Genomic DNA, 21,779 nt, shown 5'->3' with positions numbered 1-21,779 from the left:
GCTCATTCACCCAGGCGCCACAGCGGGTGGAAGGCGAACTGTGAGCGCATGCGGCAAAATGCTGAAGCGCAATGCGCCGGGCCTGATCACTTCGCCATCGGCCTCGGCCATGGGGATCTTGCCCTGCGGCTCGATGTCGATCACCTGGCCGCGATGGGTCTTGATCGCGGACGAATTCGCCGGACTGCCATTAGCGAAAGCGGCAAAGATCTTCAGATTGCCAATGGCGCCGCAATGGCGTGCAAAGACCAGATCGAGCTGGCCATCGTCCAGCAAAGCCTGCGGCGCGGCGCGCACTCCGGCGCCAAACCAGCTGCCATTGGTAACGGCGGCCACAAGAACCGCGCCGTCATAAACGCGCCTTCCATCCACCGAAATACGCAGGGCCGCGCCCTTGTAACGAGCGATGCGCACCAATGACATCAGCCGGTAGCGCAGAAACGCCGGCAGACGCGAGGGTCCACGGCTTGCCTCGATCGCCGCGACGATCTCGCCCGACACGCCGGTACTGGCGACATTGATGAAATGCGTGGAATGGACCTCGCCACTGCCCAAACGGCTTTGCAGAACACCGACATCGATGCGGCGCGGGGTAGCCGTCGCAATCGCCTGCAATTGGCGCTCAGTGGTCGCGGGCCAATCGAAATTGCGGGAAAAATCCGCGCCCGTGCCACCCGGCAGGAACGCAAAGGCGGTTTGTGGATAAAGCGACGTCAGCAGCCCATCCACGGCCTGACCAACCGTGCCATCGCCACCCACCACCAGAACCAGATCGGTTTCGGGCGTGACAGCGGCGCGCACCTGGGAGCCCGTCATGCCCTTGACGGTTTCGACCAGCGAATAGTCGGGAAAAATCTCCGCAAGTGCACGAGCCGTGGCAGGCCATGTATGAGCACCACCCGCCACAGGATTGCGAATGACCGTGACCCTCATGCCGGACCTACCATTGCCGCGCCGCTACTCATGGAAACATGACGAGCGTGCTGCATCTTTGTTTTTTACGTATTTGCGAACACAAAACCGCTTCGCACTTCTGCTGAAATGCTCAACACACAAGAAAGAGCGACAGCGCCGTGCGCTATATCTGGCGCGGCGCTGGTATGCCCGAGAGGCTTATTTACGCTTTTTGCCGGATGGCTTGCCCGCGGCACTAGCCGGACCTTCATCGAAGCCGACAAAGATCTGCGTCGCCGCCGTGGCATTGGCAGCCATGGTGATATCGCGGCTAAACAGGAACTGGGCTGGCTGATCGGCACTGGCGAGGTTGGCGGTAAACGGCACCAGTTCCGAAGACACCACCGTATCGCCATCGACGACGGCAACCCGGATCGGCATATTGATCGATCCGGCATGGCCTTGCGGCCCGGCGACCAGCCGTCCCGCCACCTGGACCTTGACGGTCAGCGTGGTGTCGGACTGGGTGCAGGCGCGGGTGGTTTCGGCAAGCGAGGCCTGGAACACAACGTCCTGTGGATCTTTAGAACCCGACTTCGCATAAGTGCGATAGTAGGATGTGCCGTCGCGCAGGGAGATCTTCGGGCAGACGGCTTGAACCACGGCACCAGAAGACGCTGCCGGGGCGCTCGCCGTGGCCGCACCGGAGACCGATGTTGTGGCATTGGAGCTGAACAGGCTGCCTCCACTGGCGCCGGAACTGGAACCGGCCCCGGAGCCGCTGGTATTGCAACCGGCCAGAAAAACGGCCAGGACTGGAACAATGACCAGAGCCGACTTATTAACCTGAGATGAGGCGGACGAGCCGCGCATTATAGATTGAAACACCGGGTCACACCTTCTGCATCATGACTTCGTCTCACCGCGTGGAAAATGCGGTCTGGAAACAGGAAAATCTCCCGCAATCAGCCTTTCCTTATCGGTTGGCGATGGTCTATACCAGCGGCGTGGCAAAAAATCGATCAGCTAGCACGTGCTTTGTTGCAATTTTCAGCAAGGCATCAGCAAGAGTCTGCATCATTGTGGCGGCCATGAAACTTTCGACCGGGCGTGACCTTTAGACCGAGGATACTGGCATGGACTTTATTTCCACTCGCGGCGAGGCGCCCGCTCTCAATTTTTGCGACGCGCTTCTGGCAGGCCTCGCCCGTGACGGTGGCCTTTACCTGCCCCGCGAATGGCCGAAAATGCGCAAACGCGATATCCGGGCGCTGCGCGGCAAGACCTATCAGGAGGTCGCGTTCGCGGTGCTGAAACCCTTCGTGGACGGCGAAATCAAGGATGATGCCCTTCAGGCGATGATCCATGACGCCTATGCCACCTTCCGCCATCCTGCTGTCGCGCCTTTGGTGCAGACCGGGCCGAATTCCTATATTCTCGAACTGTTCCACGGCACGACCCTGGCCTTCAAGGATGTCGCCATGCAATTGCTTGGCCGGCTGATGGATCACGTTCTGCGCGAGCGCGGACAGCGTGCCACCATTGTCGGCGCCACCTCGGGCGACACGGGCGGGGCGGCCATCGATGCCTTTGCCGGGCTTGATAATATCGACATGTTCATCCTGTTTCCCAAGGGCAAGGTTTCGCCCGTGCAGCAGCGGCAGATGACCACATCGAAGGCCGGGAATGTCCGGGCGCTGGCCATCGAGGGCAATTTCGACGATTGTCAGGATCTGGTCAAAGCGATGTTCAACCATGTCGCCTTTCGTGACAAGGTGCAGCTATCCGGCGTCAATTCAATCAACTGGGCGCGAATCATGGCCCAGGTCGTCTATTACTTTACCGCCGCCCTTTCGCTGGGGGGACCGGACCGCAAGATTTCCTTCACTGTCCCAACAGGCAATTTCGGCGATATTTTCGCAGGCTATGTGGCGCGCGAAATGGGCCTGCCGATCGACAAGCTGGTGATTGCCACCAATGACAACGACATTCTGGCCCGCACGCTGAAAACCGGGCGCTACGAGATGCGCGGTGTGATGGCCACCACCTCGCCGTCGATGGATATCCAGATCTCCTCGAATTTCGAGCGCCTGCTGTTTGAAGCCAGCGGCCGCAATGCCGGCGAGATCCGTTCGCAGATGGCTGGATTGAAGCAATCCGGCGCTTTCGAAATCAAGCCGGACACGCTCAAAACCATCCGGAAACTCTTCCGGGCCGGACGCGCCTCGGAAACGGAGGTGGCCAAGACCATCGCCACCACTTTGGCTGAAACCGGCTATCTGCTTGATCCCCATACGGCTTGCGGCGTGGTGGTCGCATCGAAATTCGAAAAGCCCCAAAGCCCGATGGTGACGCTGGCCACCGCCCATCCCGCCAAATTTCCGGCGGCGGTAAAATCGGCATCGGGTATTGACCCCGCGCTTCCGACGTGGCTTGCTGATCTGATGGATAGGGAGGAGCGTTTCGACGTCCTTGCCGGCGAGCTCGACGTGGTGGAGGCATTCATCTCCGCTCATTCGCGCGCTGGTGCTTAAGAAACGCGGAAAGATGGACCATGAATGTTGAGTGCACCCGCCTGCCTTCGGGGCTGACGGTCGTTACCGAAAAAATGCCGCATCTGGAAAGCGTCGCGCTGGGCGTCTGGGTCAAATCCGGTTCGCGCGATGAAACCGCCGAGGAACATGGCATTGCCCATCTTCTCGAGCACATGGCCTTCAAGGGGACGAAACGGCGCACCGCCCGCCAGATTGCCGAGGAAATCGAGAATGTCGGGGGCGAGCTGAATGCCGCGACATCAACCGAGACCACCTCCTATTACGCCCGGGTGCTGAAGGACGATGTGCCGCTGGCCGTCGATATCCTCGCCGACATCCTCACTGATTCGGCCTTCGATGACGAAGAGTTGATCCGTGAAAAGCATGTGATCCTGCAGGAAATAGGCGCGGCCTTTGATACGCCTGATGACGTTGTCTTCGACCGTTTCGCCGAAACCGCCTTTCGCGACCAGACGGTCGGACGCGGCATTCTTGGCACGCCACAAACGGTGGATGGTTTCACCAGCGACCAGATTCGCGCCTATCTTGCCCGCAACTATACCACCGACCGGATGTTTGTGGTGGCGGCTGGCGCCGTCGACCACGAAAGCTTCGTGCGCCAGGTGGAAGACCGCTTCAGCACGCTGCGCACCAAGCCCGCCGTCTCGCCGCTGATCACCCCTGCCCGCTATACCGGCGGCGAGGTGCGCGAAAGCCGCGACCTGATGGACACCCAGCTTTTGCTCGGCTTCGAAGGCCGCGCCTATCATGCGCGCGATTTCTACGCCTCGCAGATTCTGGCCAATATCCTCGGCGGCGGCATGTCCTCGCGGCTATTTCAGGAGGTACGCGAGTTTCGCGGCCTCTGTTATTCGGTCTATGCCTTTCACTGGGGCTTTTCCGATACCGGCATTTTCGGCATTCATGCCGCGACCGGCGGCGAAAACCTGCCCGAACTGGTGCCTGTGATCATCAGCGAGCTGCGCAAATCGGCTGAAAGAATCGAGCAACAGGAAATCGACCGGTCTCGCACCCAGATCCGGGCGCAATTGCTGATGGGTCAGGAAAGCCCTGCGGCGCGGGCCGGACAGATTGCCCGGCAGATGATGCTCTATGGTCGGCCGATTTCCAATCCGGAACTGATGGAGCGGCTGGAAAGCATTACCGTCGACCGGCTGACAGACCTTGCTGGGCGGCTGTTCTTCGACGGCAGCCCACCGACATTGTCAGCCATCGGCCCGCTCGAACAGCTAGCGCCAATGGAAGACATCCTTTCGGCCTTGTCGGGATCACGCGACACGGTGCTGAAGGCGGCGCGCGGCTGAGTCGATTGCTCAATCTTGCCGTTTGACTGGCTTTTGGGGTGAGCCATATCTTTCAGCAGGTTCCCGCAATCCCTCCAGCATTCGATGCAATGGGGCCGGAACTGTTTGGGTGGGGGTATGACAAATGACGCGGTCTGTGTTCGGGTTTCTGTCCCGCCAGCCGGAACGGCCTGAACTGCGTGACGGGACATGTCTGCTGCGGCTGCCGCGCAATGGCGATTATAATCAATGGTATAGGCTACGGTCTGAAAGCCGGGCTTTTCTCCAGCCCTGGGAACCGCTCTGGCGTCCGGACGAGCTGACCGAAAGCGCCTTTCGATCGCGTGTCATGCGCAATGCCCAGGAATATGCTTGTGGATTGGCCGTGCCGTTTTTTCTGTTTCGCGAAAGCGACGCTGTGCTGATGGGCGGGCTGACCATCGGCCTGATCCGGCGCGGCGTCTCCCAGGCCTGTATGATCGGATATTGGATGGGCGAACGTTTCGCCGGCCAAGGCCATATGTTTGCCGCACTTCAATTGGCAAAACCATATATCTTCAAGGAACTTGAGTTGCATCGTATCGAAGCCGCCTGTATTCCTGACAATGACAAAAGCATCCGGCTGCTGGAGCGGGCCGGTTTTGAACGGGAAGGTCTGTTGCGCGGATATTTGAACATCAACGGACAGTGGAGAGATCACGCGATCTACTCGCTTCTGGCGGAACCTGGTGCCGTTTCCGGCAAAAAACTCTATTCATGAATATATTCAGATACTCATCCGAGGCCAGTTCCCAGCGGTTTTTTGAGCAGAAACAAGCCTTATCCAATCCTGGCCTGTTGCGGCTTGCCGCTGGCCTCCTGGTGGTGCTCCTGGCGCTGACGGGGTTTGGCGCGGGCACCAGCCATGCCGCCGAACCGGTGAAGATTTCACGCGACGATACGGCGCTCGACCTGACCGCCACGACGGAAATCCATCTCAATCAGGGTGAGGCGTTTCAGGTCTCTACTGCCGCTGGGTCCGATGGCATTCGTCGCCGCATCGAAGTGCGCGCCACCTCAGCGCAGCACCAGGGCGATTGGGCGGTGTTCGCGCTTGCCAATGTGTCCGACGAGCAGTTGGAGCGGGTGATCGTCGCGCCGCATTATCGGCTCGTCAATTCCAAGGTGTTCTGGCCGGATCTCGGCTCGCAGCGGATCATTTCCATTACCCCCAGCGAAGGATTTTCGCTGGACCGGGTGCCGAGTGACGATGCGGACGTGTTTCGCATCACCCTCAATCCGGGTGCGGTGGTGACGTTCGTGGCCGAACTGGCAACGCCGAACCTGCCGCAGATCTATCTGTGGGAGCCGGATGCCTATAAGGATACGATCAACTCGTTCACGCTCTATCGCGGCATCGTGCTGGGCATTTCCGGCCTGCTGGCGGTGTTCCTGACCATTCTGTTCGTGGTGCGCGGCACATCCATGCTGCCCGCTGCGGCCTCGCTGGCCTGGGCGGTGCTCGCCTATATCTGCGTCGATTTCGGCTTTCTTGGCAAGCTGATCAGCATCACCACCCATAGCGAGCAGATCTGGCGAGCGGGGGCCGAGGTGGGTCTGGCCTCAGGTTTCGTGATCTTTCTCTTTACCTATCTCAACCTCAATCGCTGGCATGTGAACCTCGGCTACGCGACCTTTGCCTGGATCTTGGGCCTGGTGCTGCTGTTTGGCGTGGCAATCTACGATCCGTCGATTGCCGCAGGCATTGCCCGACTGTCCTTTGCGCTGACGGCCACGGCTGGGATCGCGCTGATCGTCTATCTCGGCTTCAACCGCTATGACCGCGCCATCCTGCTGGTGCCGACCTGGACGCTGATCATCGTCTGGCTGATTGCCGGCTGGATGACGGTGACGGGACGGTTGTCGAACGACATCATCCAGCCTGCCCATGGCGGGGCGCTGGTGCTGATCGTGCTGCTGATCGGCTTTACCGTCATGCAGCACGCCTTTGCTGGCGGTGGCTATAACCAGGGCCTGTTTTCCGATCTGGAGCGGCAATCCCTGGCGCTGACCGGGGCTGGGGACATTGTCTGGGACTGGGATGTGGCCCGCGACCGGGTGGTGACCATTCCCGATATTTCCACCCGGCTTGGCCTGAGCCACGGCGCGCTGCATGGGGCGGCCCGCAACTGGATTCCCAGCCTGCATCCCGATGACCGCGACCGGTTTCGCGCCACGCTGGATGTGCTGCTGGAGCACAAGCGCGGACGGCTGAACCACGAATTCCGCATCCGCGCCGATGACGGGCATTTCCACTGGCTGCATATCCGCGCCCGGCCCGTGTTGGGAGCCAATGGCGAAATCATCCGCTGCATCGGCACGATTGCCGATGTCACCGAACAGAAAAACACCGTCGACCGGCTGTTGCAGGATGCGATCAACGACAATCTCACCGGCTTGCCGAACCGGGAAGTGTTTCTGGATCGCTTGCAGACACTTCTGACCGTGACCGCCACCGCCGATACGGTGCGCCCGACGGTCATGATCGTCGATATCGACAATTTCGGTCGGGTCAACGACATGCTCGGGATTTCCGCCGGAGACAATATTCTGATCGCGCTGACCCGGCGGCTGCGCCGCCTGTTAAAGCCGCAGGATACGCTGGCCCGGCTTTCGGGTGACCAGTTCGGCCTGATCCTGATTTCGGAGCGCGATCCGGCCAAGGTCGCCGATTTTGCCGACGCTGTCAGCAAGGCGATCATGGTGCCGATCAATTTCGCCAATCGCGAGATCAACCTGACCGCCTCCATCGGCTTGGTCTCCTGGGTAGACCAACAGGAAAGCGCTGCCGGGCTGCTATCGGATGCCGAGCTTGCCATGTACCGCGCCAAGCGCGGTGGCGGCAACAAGGTGGAACCGTTCCGCCCGGCCTTCCGGGGCAGCGTCTCGGAAAAGCTGCAATTGGAAACCGAACTTGCCCGCGCTGTCGAGCGCGGCGAGTTGACCATGGTCTATCAGCCGATCGTCCGGCTGGATGATGAGGAACTGGCCGGTTTCGAAGCGCTGATGCGCTGGGAACATCCCAAGCGCGGCACGATCTCCCCGTCTGAATTCATACCTCTGGCGGAAAGCTGCGACCTGATCATGCCGCTTGGCATGTTCGCGCTGGAGCGGGCGGCAACCGATCTGGTGGAATGGGAAAAACAGACGGGCGAAATGCCGATTTTCGTCTCCGTCAACCTGTCCAGCGCCCAGCTGATCAACAACACGCTCTATACCGACATTCGCAGCCTGCTCAGCCGAGTCAATTGCAATCCGGCCCGGCTGAAACTGGAACTGACCGAATCCGTCGTGGTCGAAAATCCCGAACAGGCACGGCTGGTGCTGGAAAAGCTGAAGGATATCGGGCTCAGTCTCGCCTTGGATGATTTCGGCACCGGCTATTCCTCGCTGTCCTATCTGACCCGCTTTCCCTTCGATACGCTGAAACTCGACCGGGAACTGGTGACCGATACCAGCGAGCGGCGCAATATCCTGCTGCGCTCGGTGATCGGAATGGCCAAGGACATGGGCATGGATGTCGTGGCGGAAGGCATAGCCAGCGAGGATGACGGCGACGAACTGGCCCAAATGGGCTGCCATTACGGCCAGAGCTTCCTCTACGGCGCCCCGGTTGGCCCGGAAGCGGTCATGCGCCTTTTGAAAGACCAGCAACAGCGGGCAAAGCGGGCTTGATCATACCGGAGGGCGGGGCTGTTCAGGCCCTGGTTTTTTTCACGCCATCCAGTCTTCCGTAACCCCGAATTGCGCCCGAAAGCCCTGCTGTCCGGCCTGGGTGATCCTCAGCGCCCTGCCCTGCGGCTGGCGCGCCACCCAGCCCAGGTCCAGCATTCTGTCCAGCAAGGCCGCGCCCAGCCGTCCGGCCAGATGCGGGCGCCGCTCGCTCCAGTCAAGGCAGGTGCGGCAGAACGGCCGTCCGCGTGGTGTGGTCGGGGAAAGATCGATGCCGAAATCACAGAAAAACTGCTGGCCGGGTGGTGTCAGCGTCACCGCCTCCTCCCCCAGTTCGATATAGCCCTTGGTTTGCAAGCCATCGGCCAGCGCTACGCCGAGACGACCGGCGATGTGATCGTAACAACTGCGCGCCGAGCGTAGCGCCAGATCCTTCGGGCCAACAGGATGCAGGCGTCGCGGCCCGTCAGCGGCAAGCGACATCAGCGTCTCCATCGCCGCGGCGACAGCGCGCCCGGCCAGACGGTAATAGCGGTGACGGCCCTGTTTTTCGACCGACAGCAGACGGCCTTCGACCATCCTGGCCAGGTGCCCACTGGCGGTCTGGGCGCTGACACCGCCATGCAGCGCCAGTTCGCCTGCGGTTAACGCCTGCCCGCCCATCAGGGCGATCAGCATATTGGCGCGGGCCGGGTCCCCCATCAGGGCGGCAATTTCAGCCAGCATGTTTCCAGATGCGATGTTCGACATGACCTCAATATAGGCCGCTGAACAGCAATTGTCATCATACAACACTTCGGCTATGGCCGAAGCATTATCATCAGCGACTGGGCTACCAAGGCACATCAAACCATCCCGATAGAAAGTGATAGTCCATGGAAAAACCGGTCCTTTTAAAAGAACTTGCCCTGCTTTTGGCCTTAGCAACCGTTTGGGGCGCTGCCTACAGTTTCATCCGCATCGGGGTGGAGACCATCCCACCGATCACGCTGATTGCCACCCGCACCCTGCTGGCTGGCAGCTTGTTGCTTGCCATTCTGCGGATGCGCGGCATGACACTGCCCCGCGACAGCGCAACCTGGCGGCGGTTCTTTATCCAGTCCTGCCTCAACAGCGCCTTGCCCTTCACCCTGATTGCCTGGGCGGAACTGCATGTCGAGGCCGGGCTTGCCGTGATCCTCAATGCCTTGACGCCGATCTTCACCTTCCTGATCACCGTCGCCTTCACCCGGCATGAACATGTCGGCCTGCCCAAACTGCTTGGCGTTTTGTTGGGAATTTCTGGCACCTGCCTGATCGTCGGCTTCAACGCTTTTCATTCCGCCGGAACCGATCTCGTTGCGCAATGCGCCGTCATCCTGGCATCGGCCTGCTATGCGATGGCCGCGATTTTCGGGAGGAATTTTAAGGGACTTGACCCGATGATGCCCGCTGCCGGCTCGCTTTTGTGCGGAGCGGCTATGCTTATTCCGCTCAGCCTGATCGTGGACAAGCCCTGGACGCTGGCCGTCTCCACCTCTTCGCTAGCGGCCCTGCTGGCGCTCTCGGTGTTTTCCACCGCGCTGGCATTTGTCATCTATTTCCGGCTTGTCCATACGCTCGGCTCGGTCGCCACCACATCCCAGGCCTATCTGCGGGTGCCGATCGGGGTCGGCATTGGCGCGATTTTTCTGGGGGAGCGCTATAGCCCGACCGTGCTCGCCGGTCTCGTCCTGGTCGTGGCCGGTGTCATCGTCATGACCCTGCCCGCTTCGCTCAGTCTGCCCCGCATCTTTCGCCCGCTGCGACGCAAACCTCAACAGCCCTGATCAGGCGTGGCCAGCCTCTGCCGACAGGGTGGCGGGGCTGATGCCGATCAGGGCAAGTGCCCGGTCGTACTTGTCCTCCAGCACCGGATCGAAGATCAGGTCTTCTGAGGCCGGGCAATTCAGCCAGCCATTGTTGGCGATCTCCGCCTCCAGTTGACCTGGCCCCCAGCCGGCATAGCCAAGCAGCATAGTGGCACGCGCCGGGCCGCGCCCATCGGAAATGGCGCGGACGATGTCGAGCGTCGCGGTCAGGGAAATATCGTCGCTGACCGGAATGCTGCTGTCGCTGAGGTAATCGTCGGAATGCAGCACAAAGCCGCGACCGGTTTCCACCGGGCCGCCGCATTGAATGGGGAAGTTGCGGGCATGGTCCGGCAGCATGATCGCGTCATGCTGGTCGATCAGGTCGAGATGCAGCAGGATTTCGGCGAATTTGACCGGCTGGGTCCGGTTGATGATAAAGCCCATGGCCCCCGCCGTCGTATGGGCGCAGACATAGACGACACTGCGGGCGAAATTGCCATCCGGCATGCCGGGCATGGCGATCAGGAAATGGCCATCAAGAAAGCCTCGTTCGCGGTCAGACTTCAATGTCAAAAAAGCCATGCTGCCTCCGGTCTGTTCGGGGTGCCGATCTAAAGCATTTCCAACCAAAGTGTGTCGCGGTTTGGCGTATGGAAATGCGTCAAACAAAGATATGTGGCGCAAGTCATGCACCTCAAGATGAGCCATCACCGGCCATCAATCAACCGAAAATGATAAAACCGTCAAAAGCGTGATTGGCAGCAGCCATGGCGCCAGTCTAAATAGCCAGCATGATCCATCCAGGTTTTTTCATCCGGCCGGTTTTCGCCCTGTTTCCAGCCCTGCTCACCGCTCTGCTGATGCTGCTGCCATCGGGCAGCGCCCATGCCGCTACCTCCGCCTGGGCCACCAGCGATGGTGGTCGCATGCGGCTGGTTGTGCTGCCGCCCTCCCCCGACGGCACACGCCAGGCGGGCCTGCAAATTGAGCCGAACGATGGCTGGTTCACTTATTGGCGTGAGCCGGGCGATAGCGGCATCCCCCCGCAGCTGACCACTGCCCCGGATGCAAAACTCATCCCTTCACCGCTCAGCTTTCCCGTGCCGAAGCGGATGGATATCGGCAGCGTGCGCGACGTCGGTTACGACCATCCGGTGGTCTTTCCCTTCACGCTCAAAAGCACGCAGGATGATTGGCAAAGCCCGCTGCGGCTGACAGCCTTTATCGGCATGTGCCGCAATATCTGTATTCCGTTTCAGGCGGAATTGAGCGTCGATCTGAGTGGCGAGGAAACCACTGATGTCAGCGAGGCAAAGCTGATTGACAAGGCGAAATCCAAGCTGCCCGCCACCGCAGCGGAGGATTTCTACGTCTCGGATTTCCACATGGCAGATGATCTCTCCAGCCTTGATGTGTCGCTGATCCTGCCGGAAGGCTCCAAGGACGACCCGCGCATTCTGGTGACTGGCCCGGATGGATATCTGTTTACCGAATACAAGACGCTGTCGAGCAAGGGCAATAACCGGACCCTGCAAATCGCCCTACCGAAACTGCCGCGCCATTATTCGATCAATGGCAAGATCTGGCATATCCTGGTGGCCGCCGGCAACAAACGGACCATGGAAGCCCCGCTTGCCTTCGGAACAGGCCGCCCTATAGTGCGACCCTGACAGTCTATCAAACAGGCTCTGCGGTCAGGGCGACGATTGAATAGAGTGCGACGCTTAGCAAAATGAGGAGAGATTTCATGACGATTGCAATTGGCGAGACGATACCGGCAGCCACATTCAAGGAAAAGACCGCGGATGGCCCGGTTGAGATCAGCACCGAGGAACTGTTCAAGGGCAAGAAGGTTGTCCTGTTTGCCGTACCCGGTGCCTTCACCCCCACCTGTACGCTGAACCATCTGCCCGGCTATCTGGAGCACCGCGATGCGCTTCTAGCCAAGGGCGTCGATGAGATCGCCGTCCTCTCCGTCAATGACTGGCATGTCATGGGCGCCTGGGCGCAGCAGAGCGGCGGCATGGGCAAGATCCATTTCCTGGCCGATTGGGACGCCAGTTTCTCCAAGGCGCTTGGCCTTGACATGGACCTGTCGGCTGGCGCGCTCGGCGTGCGTTCCAAGCGCTATTCCATGCTGGTGGAAGATGGCGTGGTGAAAAGCCTCGATATCGAGGAAAATCCCGGTCAGGCCACGGTTTCCTCCGCGCAAGCCATGCTGGAACGACTGTAAGCTTTCTCTTTTCCCCGTTTTGTGGGTAATGCTGCCTTGCAGCGCTCTGCACATAAAACCCACCCCGGAGGCTCACGCTTCCGGGGTTTTTTCATGAAACATAGATAGGCTGGGATACGACTCCCACATCCCGTAAGAAAGGCTTGCCATCGATTTGCCATTATTGTTATATCGTTACACGTAACGTTATTACATAAATAAGACACATCGGAGTGCGAGCCTTGCAGGACGAAGATCCCATCTTTCCCAGTTTACTGGCACGGTCCGCCGTGATGCGACTGGGTTTTGCGCTGGTGCTCATCGGCCTGACCTGGCTTGCCATTCAATGGGCGGTGGCCCTGCCATGAACAATGCCGCGATCCGGCTTACCAATCTGACTGTCGCCTATGACAGGCACCCGGCTGTGCATCACGTCCATGGCGTGATCGAGGCTGGCAGCCTGACGGCGATTGCCGGGCCGAACGGGGCGGGAAAATCCACCTTGCTGAAGGCGATTATCGGTGAATTGCGCCCCGCCGAAGGCACGGTGGAGCATAACCTGAAGCGCACCGATTTCGGCTATCTGCCGCAGGCCGCCGACATCAACCGGCGCTTTCCGATCAGTGTGTTCGACACGGTGCTGATGGGCGCCTGGCGCAATAGCGGTGCCTTTGGCCGTATCGCCAGATCCGACATGGACAAAGCTGGCCAGGCGCTGGCAATGGTCGGGCTGCAAGGCTTTGAGAAGCGCCATATCGGCGCACTATCCGCCGGCCAGTTCCAGCGGGTGCTGTTTGCCCGGCTGCTGCTACAGGATGCCAAAGTGATCCTGCTGGACGAGCCTTTCACCGCAATCGATGCCCGCACCACCCGCGACCTGATCGACATTATCCGCGGCTGGCATGGCGATGGCCGCACGGTGGTTGCGGTTCTGCATGATTTCGACCAGGTGCGCAGCCATTTCCCCGAGACTTTGCTTCTCGCCCGCGAGCTGGTCAGCTGGGGTCCGACCCAGGACGCCTTGTCGTCTGCCAATCTGCTCAAGGCCCGCGCCATGGCCGAGCGCTGGGACGAGGATGCCGAGGTCTGCCGCCCGGCAGACCAGAAAACATCAAGGCCCGCCGCATGACCGCCTACGATCTGTTGATCGTACCGTTTGCCGATTACGGCTTCATGCGCCGGGCGCTGGTGGCCTCGCTTTGCCTCGGCCTCGGCTCCGGCCCGATCGGGGTGTTTCTGATGCTGCGGCGCATGAGCCTGGTCGGTGATGCCATGAGCCATGCGGTATTGCCCGGGGCCGCCATCGGCTACCTGATCGCCGGGTCCCTGTCGCTGACCGCCATGGGGTTGGGGGGGCTGGTGGCTGGTCTCTCCGTGGCGCTGCTGTCAGGCTTCGTCACCCGATCGACCGTGTTGCAGGAGGATGCCAGCTTCGCGAGTTTCTACCTGACATCCCTGGCGCTGGGCGTGCTGATCGTCTCGCTGCGCGGTTCCAATATCGACCTCCTGCATGTGCTGTTCGGCACAATTCTGGCCATCGACAATGACGCGCTGGTGCAGATCGGCGCCATTGCCTCCTTCTCGCTGCTGGCGCTGGCCGTCATCTACCGGCCATTGGTGACGGAATGTCTCGATCCAGGCTTCTTGAGGGCCGTCGGCGGCCGTGGACCGGTTTATCATTTCCTGTTCCTGTTTCTGGTCGTGCTCAATCTGGTCGCCAGCTTTCAGGCACTCGGCACGCTGATGGCCGTAGGGTTGATGATGCTGCCCGCCGCCATTGCCCAGCTCTGGTGCCGCAGCCTGCCCGGCATGATGGTGGTGGCGGCGGCAAGCGGCATTGTCGCAAGCTATCTCGGCCTGATTGCCTCCTACCATCTGGAACTCGCCTCCGGGCCGACGATCATCCTGGTCGCGGCGCTGTTCTATGGCTTGTCGATTCTTTTTGCTCCCTCCGGTGTTTTCCGGCGGTTTCTTCCCAGTTCCCATCTGAAAGCCTGATCACAGGAGATTACTATGAACCGTAAACTGTTATTGTCCGCAGCCTTGCCACTGTTAATGACCCTGTCTGCCGCACCGGCCTTTGCCGAAACAGTGAAGGTTGTCGCGTCCTTCACCGTGCTGGCCGATGTGGTCAAACAGGTTGGTGGCGATCATGTCGCCGTCTCCAGCCTGGTCGGCCCCGATGGCGACCCCCATGAATTCGAGCCGTCGCCCGCCAATGCCAAGGCGCTGAAGGCCGCCGATGTGACATTCGTGTCCGGTGAAGGCCTGGAAGGCTGGATGGACCGGCTGATCACCGCCTCCGGCTACAAGGGCAAGCCGGTCGTCGCCTCCGAGGGCATCAACACCCGCACCATGGAAGAGGATGGCAAGACCGTGACCGATCCGCATGTGTGGAACAGCCCGGTCAATGTGAAGGTCTGGGTCGCCAATATCGAAAAGGCGCTGACCGCTGCCGATCCGGCCGATGCCGAAGCCTTCAAGGCCAATGCCAGCGCCTATACGAAAAAGCTTGATGACATGAACGCCTATGCTCATGCCAAGTTTGACGCGATCCCTGAAGCCGAGCGCAAGATCCTGACGAGCCACGACGCCTTCGGGTATCTGGGCCGCGAATACAAGATCAGCTTCCTGTCGCCGCTCGGCCTTTCCACCGAAAGCGAAGCCTCTGCCGCCGATGTTGCCAAGCTGATCGAGCAGATCAAGACCGAGCATGTGAAGAGCTATTTCTTCGAAAACTCCAACGATCCGCGTCTCGTCAAGCAGATCGCCAAGGCAACCGGCGCCACATCCGGCGGCGAGCTTTACGTGGAAGCCCTGTCCAAGCCCAAGGGCCCGGCTTCAACCTATGAGAAAATGTTCCGCTACAATGTCGACAAGCTGACCGATGCCATGCGCAAATCAAGCTGACGTCACCCTACAGTCAGCCTGATAGGGCCGTCCCGATAACCCTACATCTACCGGGACGGCCGCTGTTTTTATGCCTCGAGATCAAAGACCATGATGCCGGACAATCCGCCATCCGTCGCAGCGACGATACGGTCGCCAACCGCGATATGATCGGGATGTTTCAGGTAATAATCGCGCACCGTGGCGTCTTCGAACCGGACGATGAACCCATCGACAAAGCCGCCATTCAAACCTTCCGGCGACACATTCTGACCGGCGCGGACCTCCAGCATGCCCGGCACAACCTCCTTCAATGCAGTGATGGCATCATAGATCGACTGTTTCTCAGCGTCAGAGACCGCCGATTTGAACCGCAGAAAAACGCAGTGATAGATCATCGGTAACTCCTTGTGGGATTGTGCGATTATAAGCCTGGCTTCGAGCCTGCACCGCCCTTTTTGAAGGGTTCCATGCCCTTGCGGGCCAGTTCGTCGGCCCGCTCGTTTTCGGGATGACCGGCATGGCCCTTGACCCAGTGCCAGGTCACCTTGTGACGCTGGTTGGCGGCATCGAGCTGTTGCCAGAGCTCGCCATTTTTCACCGGCTTCTTGTCGGCGGTTTTCCAGCCGTTTTTCTTCCAGCCGAAAATCCACTTGGAAATGCCGTCCATCACATATTTGCTGTCGGTATGCAGATCAACTTCGCATGGGGTCTTCAGCGTGTTCAGCGCGGTGATCGCCGCCAGTAATTCCATGCGGTTGTTGGTGGTATCCGCCTCGCCGCCGCACAGGTCTTTTTCCACCTCGCCATAGCGCAGCACCGCGCCCCAGCCACCGGGTCCGGGATTTCCGGAACAGGCGCCATCGGTAAAGATTTCAACATGTTTCATTGCGGCCACCCATATTCGGCAGCGGTCTCGACCGCCTGGTGGAAGCGCAGCTTGCGCAGATATTCGAGCGGTTCCTTCTTCACCACCATGGCGCCTTCCGGCGTGGTCAGCCAGTCGTAAAGCCGGGTCAACAGAAAGCGTAGTGCCGAGCCACGGCACAGAACCGGCATAGCCGCCACCTCCGCCGGTGAGAGGGGGCGAACCGACAGATAACCGTCGATCATCGCCTTGCCCTTGGTGATATTATAGCTGCCGTCCTTTTCGAAGCACCAGGCATTCAGGCAGATCGACAGGTCATAGGCGAGAGAGTCATTGCAGGCGAAATAGAAGTCGATCAACCCCGACAATTGGTCGCCAAGGAAAAACACATTGTCAGGAAACAGATCGGCATGGATAACGCCTGTGGGAAGATCCTTCGGCCATTGGCCGGCCAGATGCGCCAGCTCAGCATCGATTTCCGCCTGGAGGCCGGGAGAGACCTCATCGGCGCGGGTGCGCGCCTTCGGCCACAGCGCCTGCCAGCCCGCAAGATCCAGGGCATTATCGCGTGTCAGGGAAAATCCCTGTGCCGCAAGATGCATGGTCGCCAAGGCCTCGCCCACGGCCCGGCAATGCTGGGTTTCCGGCTTGCGAAGCCACATGCCTTCCAGAAAGGAAATCAGCGCCGCCGGACGCCCGGACAATTCGCCGAGCAGCGCGCCATCCTTGCGCGGCAGTGGCAGCGGGCAGTTGAGGCCCTTGGCCGAGAGATGGTGCATCAAGCCCAGGAAAAACGGCAGGTCGTTTTTCTCGACGCGCTTTTCATAGAGCGTAAGGATCAACGCACCTTTCGACGTGTGCAGCAGGAAATTGGAATTTTCCACGCCCTCGGCAATGCCCTTGAAGGACAAAAGCTCGCCGGTTTCATATTGCGCCAGGAAGTCTTTGAGATCGACCTCGTTGATATCGGTATAAACTGCCACAGATCGGGTCCGCATTCCGGTTGATTGGCGCACAGGGATACAATGACACGAACGCGAGAGCCAGCCCCGGCATGGACGGAGGCACAGGAAATGGCAGACAATAAAAGGTGAAAAATATTTCTACATAACTCATAAATTGCATTGACAGTTTTCAAGTGAACTCATACTTAATCCACAACGTATTTTTTGCTTTAGTTTTGAAGCATTAAAAAAAACTAGAATTTTGTAATACTGAATAAACGTAATATTCAGCACCGAAAACTGAAAAATACTCGATCCTAGGCGCCCTCGATACAAGAGATATATTTCGATGAAATATTACTTCGCCTATGGGTCCAATCTCGATGTGGATCGTCTTGAGAAAGAGCGCCTGAATAAAGACGGCGTCCATTCCATCTCGCGTGGACTGGGACGACTGGATGGGTATGAATTGGTGTTCAACAAGCCATCAGCCTATTTTCCGGGAGCGGGTGCCGCCAATATCCAGCCCAATGCTGCTGCCCATATCTTCGGCACCCTGAACCTGATGCCGCAGGCTGGTTTTGACATTCTCGATATCTATGAAAATGTTGAAACCCAACAATATGAACAGCTTGAAGTCGATGTCGTCGATATGAGCACCCATACGACGGTCAAGGCCATCACCTATATTTCCCTGAAGCATAATGTGGACGGTCTCAAACCGAGAACCGGCTATATGAACCACATCCTGGCGGGCGCCGATGTTCTGCCAGTTGCCTATGTCGACTATTTGAAGTCCCTGCCTGTCATGCCCGACTGAGGACACGGCGTTCTGGCCGTGTTTCTCCACCTCGCATTTTAAATCTACCCCGTTTCGCAAACCGCTGCGCATTCTGATGCAACACGCGCTAGGAAGACCTGTATCATGACGATTGTTGCCCGTTCCGTGTCTGAAATCCGTCCGTCGGAGACCATCACCATCAGCCAGAAGGCGCGATCGCTGAAGCTGGCCGGTGTCGATGTGATTTCCATGTCGACCGGTGAGCCGGACTTCGACACGCCGGACCATATCAAGGCAGCGGCTATTGCTGCGATCCAGCGCGGTGAGACCAAATATACCAATGTGGCTGGAATTCCTGAATTGCGTGAGGCCATCGTGCGCAAGTTTCAGCGCGAAAACCAGCTCTCCTACCGCGTTGATGAAACCATCGTTGGCACGGGCGCCAAGCATGTGATCTACAATGCGCTGCGGGCCAGCCTCAATCCCGGTGACGAAGTGATCATTCCCGCCCCCTACTGGGTCTCTTACCCGGAAATGGTGTCGCTATGCGGCGGCGTGCCGGTGCGGGTTGCCACCACGCAGAAGGCGGCCTTCAAGCTGCGGCCCGAGGATCTGGAACAGGCGATCACGCCGCGCACCCGCTGGGTCCTGCTGAATTCGCCGTCCAATCCATCGGGCGCCGCCTATACCCATGACGAGTTGAAAGCGCTGACCGATGTGCTGATGCGCCATCCGCATGTCTGGCTTTTGACCGACGACATGTATGAGCATCTGGTCTACGGCGATTTTCAATATGTCACCGGCGCGCAGATCGAGCCCGGCCTGAAGGACCGCACCCTGACCGTCAACGGCGTTTCCAAGGCCTATGCCATGACCGGCTGGCGGCTGGGCTATGCCGCAGGTCCGAAAGTGCTGATTGATGCCATGGTGCTGCTGCAAGGCCAGCAAACATCCGGCACCTGCTCGATTGCCCAATGGGCAGCCGTCGCCGCCATGGATGGACCGCAGGACCACCTGGTGCAGTTTCGCACTGCCTTCGACAATCGCCGACACCTGATCACCTCCATGCTCAATCAGGCCAATGGCTTGACCTGCCTGCTGCCGGAGGGGGCCTTCTATGTGTTTCCCTCCTGTGAAAACACTTTCGGCAAGACGACGGAAGGCGGTCGGCTGATCGAGACGGATGAAGATTTCGTCACGGCACTGCTGGAGGAAAAAGGCGTCGCCGCCGTGCATGGTTCCGCCTTCGGACAGGCCGGAAACTTCCGCCTGTCCTATGCCACAGACGAAGCCGCAATTACCGCCGCCTGCCACCGAATTCAGGAATTCTGCGGCAACCTTCGGTAATTCGACACCCATTTTTATCGAACACTGTAAACGCGGCTTCGTCGAAGCTCCGCGATTGGAAAAATCATGACTATTCTCGGAATTTCGTACCTGGCTTTAGCCCTTTATTACTGGACAATGTCCGTCACACCCGGCCCCAACAACGTCATGCTGACAATGTCGGGCGTCAACTTCGGCTTCACGCGCACCGGCCCGCATATTCTGGGTATTGCCATGGGTTGCGCGGTGCAGACGTTTTTGCTGTGCGTCGGCTTTGGTATTCTGTTTGACTATTTTCCCGCGCTGCAAACCCTGCTGAAATGGGCGGGCGCTGCCTATCTGATTTATCTTTCCTTGAAGCTGATCGGTGCCAGGGTTGCCAATGCCAAATCCGCACCGCAGCCCCTGACCTTTATTGAGGCGGCGTCGTTTCAGTTCATCAACCCGAAGGCATGGGTCAAGGCGACAACAACCGCATCGATCTTCATGCCAACAGGAACCTCCATCCTTGCTTCCGGCGTGGCGATTTTTACCGTCTGCACAGCTGTGAATATCGTCTCTTCATCGCTCTGGGCCAGTTTCGGGGTCGGCATCCGCTCGCTTCTGGCCAACCCGACCTATCTGCGCGTGTTCAATTACACCATGGCCGCGCTGCTGATCGGCACCGCGATCTATGTCGTCATGACCTGATCAATTTCTCACCAACACTCCGAGGCCAGCATGAATGTTCTTCTTCTTTCGCGCGTGGACAATGAGATCCTCGAGGATCTGGCCACGGACACCCTGCTCTTCCGCCATGACCTGGTTCGCAAGGGGCCTCGGCACCTGTCGCGCTTCCTGCGGCAAAATCCCGTCTCGGTGATTGTTACCGCCGATGCGGTGGACACCGATGTGCTGGCCGAATGGTCGCGCGCCGCCAACCGGCCCGTCTATGTCGCGGTTTACGGCGAAGCCGGAGCCGACAAGGCCTGGCAGCGGCAATTGGCAAACAGCCAGATCACTGTTCTCGGCCCAGCCACCAGCGTGGTCGCTGCCTTCCGGGATGCCGAACAATGTATCTGCAACGATCAGTTTGGCGGTGGCGTCCATACGGATCTGCGCGAAGAGGTGACGTTCATCGGTGCTGGTATCGTCAATCTCATTACCGCCCATTACGCCATCGAGGCGGGCTATAGTGTCCGGATCATCGATGCCCGGCCCGATCCGCGCCGCAAGACCGATTGGCGATCGCTGGGATGCAGTGCAGGCGGTGGCGACGCGCGCATGTTTACCCTGTCAGAAATGGACAATTACAATTGCCGAAACATCCATGGTGACATGAACTGGCAATTTTCACGGCCCGTGACCGAGCGCGGTTGGAACGTTGCGCCATCCAGCAGCCTCAAGGAGGCCGAACGCGACTGGATCGCCTCTTTCGAGAGCGTTCCGGGCTGGCTGGCCGAAAACTATAACGACTCGATCTTCCGCTTCAATCGCGAGAGCCATCCCCTCTGGGACGACTGGATCGCCAGAGAGCCGGAGCTGTTTGCCGCATCCGGTTTGCAACGCGACATCCTGCGGGTCTATTCCGATGCTAGCCATTTTCAACGCTCCAAAAGCCGCCAGGACCGCATCGGCGCGACCTTGAGAAATGCCTCTCTCGACGAGATTGCCGCCGAGCAGCCCATCCTGCGCCAGGCCATTGAGGCTGGCGAAATTTCGGGTGGTGTTTATGTTCAGGGCTTCACGCTCAATCTGCATCGCTTCATGGCCAATTTGCTGGATCGGTATGAGGCTCGCGGTGTGGTATTTGACTGGAACACCGAAATGATCAGCATGCCGACCCGCTTTGATGGTCAGGTGGATCATGTCGTGCTGTCCACCGGCGAGCGCGTGACCGGCAATCTGGTGATCTCACCGGGGGTCTATGCAGGCGCGGCCATCGCAAAGACCGCCTCGCACCGCCAGATTTGTGGCGTGCTGGGTGCATGGCTCTCGCTGCCCGACCCGCAAGGGCTGTTGCGCAATTCCTTGAAACTGGCGCGCAAGGATCATGTCACGGAAGATGCCAATGTTACTATCGGCTGGGGCGAACAAGGTGAACGTGCCGCCATCATAGGCTCAGGCTATGGCTTTACCGGCTTTAACCCCAATAATATCGACGAAAGCCTTCTCAATACTATCTATGACGGCCTGATCGACACCGCCGCCACCTGTTTTCCTGAGCAATATCAGAGCCTGGTCGAAGCAGGCAGCCTGCGCGAGACGTTGAAATACTGCGTGCGTCCCTGGACCCCATCCGGTCTCGGCCTGTTCGAGACCTATAAATCCAAGGCATGCTGCGTGATTCTGGTCGGTGGACATAATACGGGCGGCTTTGCACAAGCCCCGGCCATCGCCTCGGCTATTCTAGCCGCCATGCGCAACAGCCATCACCAGATGCATATCGATTATCACACCGAACGGCTGTCCCTGATGACCCAAACAGACACCTGGATGACCTGA

Annotated in this window: 22 protein-coding genes; 15 read left to right on the top strand and 7 right to left on the bottom strand. The window is 59.2% G+C overall.

Going from position 1 to position 21,779, the window contains the following annotated elements; translation table 11 throughout:
- Positions 1–6: 6 nt before the first annotated feature.
- A complete protein-coding gene (locus tag FS819_RS02750) occupies positions 7–933 on the bottom strand; it encodes a diacylglycerol/lipid kinase family protein (RefSeq protein WP_156548318.1) in 927 nt (308 codons plus the stop codon).
- A gap of 180 nt (positions 934–1,113) precedes the next feature.
- Positions 1,114–1,782: a hypothetical protein gene (locus FS819_RS02745; RefSeq protein ID WP_234624780.1), complete on the bottom strand. Its 669-nt coding sequence runs from the start codon at positions 1,780–1,782 to the stop codon at positions 1,114–1,116.
- A 248-nt stretch (positions 1,783–2,030) separates the two neighbouring features.
- Here FS819_RS02745 and thrC point away from each other — a divergent pair, with 248 nt between their 5' ends.
- The 4 genes from thrC to FS819_RS02725 all read left to right on the top strand — a co-directional run bounded on the left by thrC (position 2,031) and on the right by FS819_RS02725 (position 8,446).
- Entirely contained in the window at positions 2,031–3,428 is a 1,398-nt protein-coding gene (gene thrC / locus FS819_RS02740; protein WP_156548319.1) for a threonine synthase, read from the top strand.
- A gap of 20 nt (positions 3,429–3,448) precedes the next feature.
- Complete coding sequence (locus FS819_RS02735; protein ID WP_070167668.1) at positions 3,449–4,753, top strand: M16 family metallopeptidase; 1,305 nt, start codon at positions 3,449–3,451, stop codon at positions 4,751–4,753.
- 124 nt (positions 4,754–4,877) lie between these two features.
- Positions 4,878–5,492 carry a GNAT family N-acetyltransferase gene (locus FS819_RS02730; protein ID WP_156548320.1) on the top strand — a complete coding sequence of 205 codons (615 nt, stop codon included), beginning with the start codon at positions 4,878–4,880 and terminating at the stop codon, positions 5,490–5,492.
- Complete coding sequence (locus FS819_RS02725) at positions 5,489–8,446, top strand: EAL domain-containing protein (protein WP_234624779.1); 2,958 nt, start codon at positions 5,489–5,491, stop codon at positions 8,444–8,446. Before FS819_RS02730 ends, FS819_RS02725 begins: the two co-directional genes overlap by 4 nt.
- Positions 8,447–8,485: 39 nt before the next feature.
- Here FS819_RS02725 and FS819_RS02720 read toward each other — a convergent pair whose 3' ends face one another.
- Positions 8,486–9,169 carry an ArsR/SmtB family transcription factor gene (locus FS819_RS02720; RefSeq protein ID WP_156548802.1) on the bottom strand — a complete coding sequence of 228 codons (684 nt, stop codon included), beginning with the start codon at positions 9,167–9,169 and terminating at the stop codon, positions 8,486–8,488.
- Positions 9,170–9,318: 149 nt separating this feature from the next.
- On the opposite strand from FS819_RS02720, the gene FS819_RS02715 reads away from it, so the two are divergent.
- Positions 9,319–10,251 (top strand): DMT family transporter, encoded by a 933-nt coding sequence (locus FS819_RS02715; protein WP_070167666.1) that lies wholly within the window; start codon positions 9,319–9,321, stop codon positions 10,249–10,251.
- Here the strand turns inward: FS819_RS02715 and FS819_RS02710 are convergent, their stop codons facing one another.
- Positions 10,252–10,857 carry a YqgE/AlgH family protein gene (locus FS819_RS02710; protein ID WP_156548321.1) on the bottom strand — a complete coding sequence of 202 codons (606 nt, stop codon included), beginning with the start codon at positions 10,855–10,857 and terminating at the stop codon, positions 10,252–10,254.
- Positions 10,858–11,066: 209 nt separating this feature from the next.
- On the opposite strand from FS819_RS02710, the gene FS819_RS02705 reads away from it, so the two are divergent.
- The 6 genes from FS819_RS02705 to FS819_RS02680 all read left to right on the top strand — a co-directional run bounded on the left by FS819_RS02705 (position 11,067) and on the right by FS819_RS02680 (position 15,397).
- Positions 11,067–11,945 (top strand): protein-disulfide reductase DsbD domain-containing protein, encoded by an 879-nt coding sequence (locus tag FS819_RS02705; protein ID WP_156548323.1) that lies wholly within the window; start codon positions 11,067–11,069, stop codon positions 11,943–11,945.
- 77 nt (positions 11,946–12,022) lie between these two features.
- Positions 12,023–12,508, top strand: coding sequence for a peroxiredoxin (locus FS819_RS02700; protein WP_156548324.1), 486 nt, complete (start codon positions 12,023–12,025; stop codon positions 12,506–12,508).
- Between the two features lie 221 nt (positions 12,509–12,729).
- Positions 12,730–12,855 carry a hypothetical protein gene (locus FS819_RS02695; RefSeq protein WP_267967323.1) on the top strand — a complete coding sequence of 42 codons (126 nt, stop codon included), beginning with the start codon at positions 12,730–12,732 and terminating at the stop codon, positions 12,853–12,855.
- Positions 12,852–13,616, top strand: coding sequence for a metal ABC transporter ATP-binding protein (locus tag FS819_RS02690; RefSeq protein ID WP_156548326.1), 765 nt, complete (start codon positions 12,852–12,854; stop codon positions 13,614–13,616). The genes FS819_RS02695 and FS819_RS02690 overlap by 4 nt, the downstream gene beginning before the upstream one ends.
- Positions 13,613–14,485: a metal ABC transporter permease gene (locus FS819_RS02685; RefSeq protein ID WP_156548328.1), complete on the top strand. Its 873-nt coding sequence runs from the start codon at positions 13,613–13,615 to the stop codon at positions 14,483–14,485. The genes FS819_RS02690 and FS819_RS02685 overlap by 4 nt, the downstream gene beginning before the upstream one ends.
- Before the next feature lie 15 nt (positions 14,486–14,500).
- Positions 14,501–15,397, top strand: coding sequence for a metal ABC transporter substrate-binding protein (locus tag FS819_RS02680; RefSeq protein ID WP_156548329.1), 897 nt, complete (start codon positions 14,501–14,503; stop codon positions 15,395–15,397).
- 68 nt (positions 15,398–15,465) lie between these two features.
- Here FS819_RS02680 and FS819_RS02675 read toward each other — a convergent pair whose 3' ends face one another.
- Genes FS819_RS02675 through FS819_RS02665 form a run of 3 tightly spaced genes read right to left on the bottom strand, consistent with a single transcriptional unit; the run spans position 15,466 to position 17,227 of the window.
- Positions 15,466–15,774 carry a Dabb family protein gene (locus FS819_RS02675; protein ID WP_070151938.1) on the bottom strand — a complete coding sequence of 103 codons (309 nt, stop codon included), beginning with the start codon at positions 15,772–15,774 and terminating at the stop codon, positions 15,466–15,468.
- Positions 15,775–15,800: 26 nt separating this feature from the next.
- Complete coding sequence (rnhA, locus tag FS819_RS02670) at positions 15,801–16,265, bottom strand: ribonuclease HI (protein ID WP_156548330.1); 465 nt, start codon at positions 16,263–16,265, stop codon at positions 15,801–15,803.
- The gene (locus tag FS819_RS02665) at positions 16,262–17,227 is read right to left on the bottom strand and encodes a homoserine kinase (RefSeq protein ID WP_234624778.1); all 966 of its coding nucleotides are present in this window, start codon (positions 17,225–17,227) and stop codon (positions 16,262–16,264) included. Before FS819_RS02665 ends, rnhA begins: the two co-directional genes overlap by 4 nt.
- 310 nt (positions 17,228–17,537) lie before the next feature.
- Between FS819_RS02665 and FS819_RS02660 the strand changes: the two genes are divergently transcribed.
- From FS819_RS02660 to FS819_RS02645, 4 genes are all read left to right on the top strand, one after another.
- Positions 17,538–18,008 (top strand): gamma-glutamylcyclotransferase family protein, encoded by a 471-nt coding sequence (locus FS819_RS02660; protein ID WP_156548334.1) that lies wholly within the window; start codon positions 17,538–17,540, stop codon positions 18,006–18,008.
- Between the two features lie 105 nt (positions 18,009–18,113).
- Positions 18,114–19,316 carry a pyridoxal phosphate-dependent aminotransferase gene (locus tag FS819_RS02655; RefSeq protein ID WP_156543465.1) on the top strand — a complete coding sequence of 401 codons (1,203 nt, stop codon included), beginning with the start codon at positions 18,114–18,116 and terminating at the stop codon, positions 19,314–19,316.
- 66 nt (positions 19,317–19,382) lie between these two features.
- Complete coding sequence (locus FS819_RS02650) at positions 19,383–19,985, top strand: LysE family translocator (protein ID WP_070167660.1); 603 nt, start codon at positions 19,383–19,385, stop codon at positions 19,983–19,985.
- Positions 19,986–20,015: 30 nt separating this feature from the next.
- Positions 20,016–21,779, top strand: a complete 1,764-nt coding sequence (locus tag FS819_RS02645; protein WP_156548336.1) for an NAD(P)/FAD-dependent oxidoreductase — start codon at positions 20,016–20,018, stop codon at positions 21,777–21,779.

The organism is Allorhizobium sp. Av2 (assembly GCF_021462805.2).
Taxonomy (GTDB): Bacteria; Pseudomonadota; Alphaproteobacteria; order Rhizobiales; family Rhizobiaceae; genus Allorhizobium; species Allorhizobium vitis_G.
Note: the sequence above shows the minus strand (reverse complement) of the source record. Positions and strands in the feature narration are given on the sequence as shown.